The sequence below is a fragment of the Streptomyces jumonjinensis genome, from assembly GCF_009600885.1.
GTDB lineage: Bacteria > Actinomycetota > Actinomycetes > Streptomycetales > Streptomycetaceae > Streptomyces > Streptomyces jumonjinensis.
This window is the reverse complement of sequence record NZ_VCLA01000143.1, coordinates 1-4,445: the sequence shown is the minus strand read 5'-3', so window position 1 is coordinate 4,445 and position 4,445 is coordinate 1. Positions and strand designations below refer to the sequence as shown.

Genomic DNA, 4,445 nt, shown 5'->3' with positions numbered 1-4,445 from the left:
TCGTCGGCGCCGCCCGCGACGGGCTCCGCCGTCCAGGCGCACCCCGGGCCCCCGGTCCACCGTCGGTTCCCGGACACGTACCATGGCGGTATGTCCTTCCTCCGCCGCCGCAGCGCCGCCACACCCGCGGGCCCGGACTTCGACGTCCTGGCCATGGACCCGGGGGACTGGCCCGGCAATCTCGGCGCGGGGCTCCTTCCCGCACCCGATGGAACCTGCCAGGGCGTCTTTCTCCGCTACGACCTCTTCGGCGGACGCGGCCCCGCCATGATCATCGGAAATCTGCCGGAGGGCTCCCCGGCCCGGGAGCTGGAAGAGGGGCAGATCCCGTTCGAGGTGGCCCAGCTGCTGCTGGCCCTGGAGAACGATGAGCCCGTCGAGGTCGTCGGCACCGAGGACGTACCGGTCATGCAGGGCGACAATCTGCTGATCGTGCGCCGGCTGAAGCTCTCCGAGAGCCGGATCTCCTGCGTCCAGTTCGACCGCAGCGACCAGGTCCTGGTCACCATCGCCAGCTGGGACCGGCCGATCACGGACGATCTGTACGCGCTGCTGAAGCCGCTGCCCGCCGAGCTCTTCCAGCAGGGCTGACCACCCCGCCCGGACCCGGCGGGCGCACCGGACACCCGGTCCGCGCGACACACCGGGTCCGCAGAGGCACATCGGATCGCGCGCCGCGAGGTCACCGAACCCGCGGCGCGCACCCATGTCCGCCGCCGTCCGCCTCAGCGGGCCAGCATCGTCGCCACCCGCACCGCCGCCGTGCCGAGCCCGGCCGGCTGTCCCAGCAGCGCGGTGCCCGCCCCGGAGCGCACATCCTCCGGCGCGTAACGACGCACCTTCCGGTGCCAGTTGAGGATGCCCGCCAGCCAGTCCTCCATCTCGCGCACATAGCCGCCGAGCGCGGCCCGCTCGCTCTCGCTCAGCCCGAAGTCCTCGCACAGCACCGGCAGTTCATGGTCCCGCACATGGAGGAACTGCTTCAGCCTGCCGCGCATCAGATCGTCCACGATCGCCACGGCGGCGGGATAGTCGCAGCCGAAGAACGTCTGCACCACCAGTACCGAGTTGTGCACCTCGCCCTCGACCTCGATCTCCTTCTGATACGAGAAGAGATCGTTGAGCAGACACGCGTAGTCCTGCGCCGAGTGCTCCAGGCTCTGGAGCGTCCCGCTGCGCAGCACCTCCCGGGGGAGCTCGCCCTCGTGCCGCAGCTTGCAGAGCAGCATCGTCATATCCGAGCCGAAGGTCGTCCTGCGCATCTCCAGATAGTCGACCGGATCCGGCACCCGGTGCTGCGCCTGGTTGTGCAGCTCCCACAGCCAGCTCTCCAGCATGTCCTCTATCGAGGTGTACAGCTGCCGCCGGGCGTCCTGGCTCATCGGCGCGGTGGTGCGCGTCCAGAGATCGGCCAGCGACCGCTCGATGGGGCTCAGCGCCATGGCCGGGGCCGACGCGGGGTCGTCGACCGGCATACACGCCAGCAGCCGCTCATGGGCCAGCTGCGCCCCGGCCAGATTGCGGGAGCGGCCGAACACCATGGGGTAGTAGTCGTCTCCGTAGGTCCCCCAGGTCAGCCACTCCGCGCTCAGCTCCAGCTCCTCAGCAGTGGCGTCCGGGTCCAGACCGGCGGAGCAGAGCGCGAAGTCGAAGCCCCGCAGCATCGGGCCGTCCCAGATGTCGCCCAGCAGCCCCATCCGCTCCGCCCAGGCGACCGACTTCTCCAGGGCGTCCTGGTGGTGCGGGCTCAGCGTCAGCGGGAACGGAAGGTCGAACTCCGGCAGCAGCGAGGGGCCGACCCGCTGATGCGGCGCATGGGTGAGGGTACGGAGCCGGGCGGCGGCCGGACGGCCGAAGATCGTCTTTATGTCGAGCGCGGAGGTCCCGAGCACTCCGCCGGACATCGACCTTCCGGTGTCCAGACCCTTGTTCATATAGCGGCTGGAGCGCATATGCCACTCATGGCCGCCCGACTGCCAGTCCTGGAGCCCCTTGGCGTACAGCCCGACCGCCGCGCACTCGGCGGGGGTGAGCCCCTGCGTCAGACAGAGCCCGGGGACCTCGGTCAGCGCCGTGTTCTCGAACTGCTGGAGCCGTGAGGTCAGCAGATCGTTGACGGCCTCGGCCGCCTCCTGGGTCGTACAGCCGAGAAAGGTCTCCAGGACCAGGACGCCATTGCTCAGCTCGCCCTCCTCCTCGACCTCCCGCTGATACGAGAAGAGGTCGTTGCGCAGATGCACCGAGTCGGCGAAGGTCTCGGTGAGCACGCGCAGCGGACGGGAGCCGGCCACCGACTCGGGCACCTCGGCCCCCGCCGCGTACTCGACCAGCTGCGCCGACCAGGGCGCGCCGCCCACCTTGCGGCGCATCTCGATGTACTCGACGGGGTTGGCGATCCGGCCCTCATGGATGTTGGCGAGCTCCCAGAGGGACTCATTGAGGAGATTGCGGGTCGACTCCGCGAACCGGGCACGCCAGGCCGGTGACATGGCCGGCACGGTCCGCTGCCAGAGGTCGGCGAGCCCCGCCTCCACCGGATTGATCGGCTCCGGCGTGCCGGCCTCCGGGTCCATCGGCATGAAGGCGGGCAGCCGCTCCAGATACGCCTTGCCGCCCGGCCGGTCCAGGGTCCGCTTGAACATCTCCAGGAAGTGGTCGTCGAAGAAGAAGACCCAGACGTACCAGTCGGTGACCAGGGACAGCGCGTCGGCGTCGCAGTCGGGGTGGGTGTAGCCGCAGAGCAGGGCGTAGTCGTGCGCTTCGAGGTCGCGCGTCTCCCAGACGCCGGACCCCTCCAGCATGCCCATGCCGCGTGCCCACGCGCGGGTGTGCGTCCGCGCGGTCTCGACATGGGGGTTGAGGCGTGCCGGATACGGCACATAGAAATCGGGCAGGACAAAGGGCTGCGCCATGCGGGCCGCGCCTTTCAGCAGGGGACGGGTCAACGGCCCAGCTTTACCCGTCCCCCGAACGGCTCACGCATAAAGCCTCATAGTCCGACAGGATGAAAAGCGAGCCGTTAGACTGCCCGGCCGATGCCGCGCTCCGGTTATCCCAGGACGCGCACATCGGCCGCCTTCACAAAGGCGAGACGGTGTCCGAACTGGATTTCGTAGTACAACTCCTCGCCGCGAACCACCTGATGGTGTGATGTGTCGAACGTGCGTGCGTAAAAATATTCGCCTGGCAGTCGATCGCCCGCCACATAGCGCTGACCGGCGAGCAGCCGGTACGGCAGCGGTGACACCGGCTGGACCGGTACGCCCGCGGGATAGGCCGCCGCCTCCGGATAGGCCCGCCCATAGACCGGGATGCCGTCCAGACCCGGCTTCGGAGTGAGCAGCGGACCCCGGCCGGGCACCGCCGTGGGCAGCTCACGCGGATTGTGGAACCACGCCTTCTGCCCCAGATACCAGACGGCCGTCCACGCGCCCCGCCGCTCCGCGACCGCGTACTGCTGGCCCGTCGAGGCCCGCGCGCCCGTGTCGTTGACCCCGGTCGTGGAATCCTCGCCGCCGGGGCGCAGCCCGGCGTCCTTCACCAGCGGGGCGCTCGCGTCGGGAGCCGTGTGCAGCCGGACCGCGCCGGAGCCGTGCGGGACGCAGCCCTCGCCCGGCTTCGTACAGCCCGTGTAGAGCGGCCGATGGCGGCTGTAGTCGGGACGGATGGTCACCACCGCGCCCCGTTCGCCCCCGGCCCCTTCGCCCCCTGCCTGTCCGCTCCCTGCCTGCCGGCTCCCGCCCCCTTCGCCCCCGGCCCGTTCGAACGGCTTGCCGAGCAGGGTGAAGTAGTGCGCCCAGTCCCAGTAAGGGCCGGGGTCGGTGTGCATCCCCCGGATCGTCGTGGCCGTGGTGCCCGGCACATTGTCGTGCCCGAGGACATGTCTGCGGTCCAGCGGGATGCCGTACCGTTTCGCCAGATAGCGCACCAGCCGAGCCGATGAGCGGTACATCGCCTCCGTGTACCAGGCGTCCGGAGCGGCCAGAAAGCCCTCGTGCTCCAGACCGATCGACTTGGCGTTCACAAACCAGTTCCCGGAGTGCCAGGCCACATCCTTCAGCGGCACATGCTGGGCGATACGCCCGTCCCGTGAGCGCAGGGTGTACTGCCAGGACACATAGGCCGGATCCCGCACCAGATCGAGCGCCGTGTCCCAGTAGCCCTCGGTGTCGTGGACGACGATGTACCGCACCGACTGCGACCGCGGCCGGTCCGCCTTGTCATGATTGCCGTACGCGCCGTCGCTCAACTCCGCGTACGGGGCCGGAATCCACTCACAGGACACGCTCTCCGGGCAGTCGGTCCCGCGCGCGTCCGCCGTCCGCAGCCGGAGCCGGGCGATCTGCGTGGGATCGCGCACGGCGGACCGGTCGGCCTCCAGGGCGACCCGCCCGCCGCTGTCGGTGGTCCGCGCGGCCCCCGAGCGGATCACCGCGAACACCTCG

3 protein-coding genes are annotated in these 4,445 nt (G+C 69.9%); 1 reads left to right on the top strand and 2 read right to left on the bottom strand.

Annotation, left to right across the window (positions count from 1 at the left end; genetic code table 11):
- The first annotated feature begins 90 nt into the window (after positions 1-90).
- Positions 91-591, top strand: a complete 501-nt coding sequence (locus FF041_RS17415) for a hypothetical protein (RefSeq protein WP_153523662.1) — start codon at positions 91-93, stop codon at positions 589-591.
- Between the two features lie 134 nt (positions 592-725).
- Here the strand turns inward: FF041_RS17415 and FF041_RS17410 are convergent, their stop codons facing one another.
- Entirely contained in the window at positions 726-2,912 is a 2,187-nt protein-coding gene (locus FF041_RS17410) for a terpene synthase family protein (RefSeq protein ID WP_153523661.1), read from the bottom strand.
- Positions 2,913-3,049: 137 nt separating this feature from the next.
- Positions 3,050-4,445, bottom strand: a 1,396-nt coding sequence (locus tag FF041_RS17405; RefSeq protein ID WP_153523660.1) for an N-acetylmuramoyl-L-alanine amidase, incomplete at its 5' end; no start/stop codon positions are given.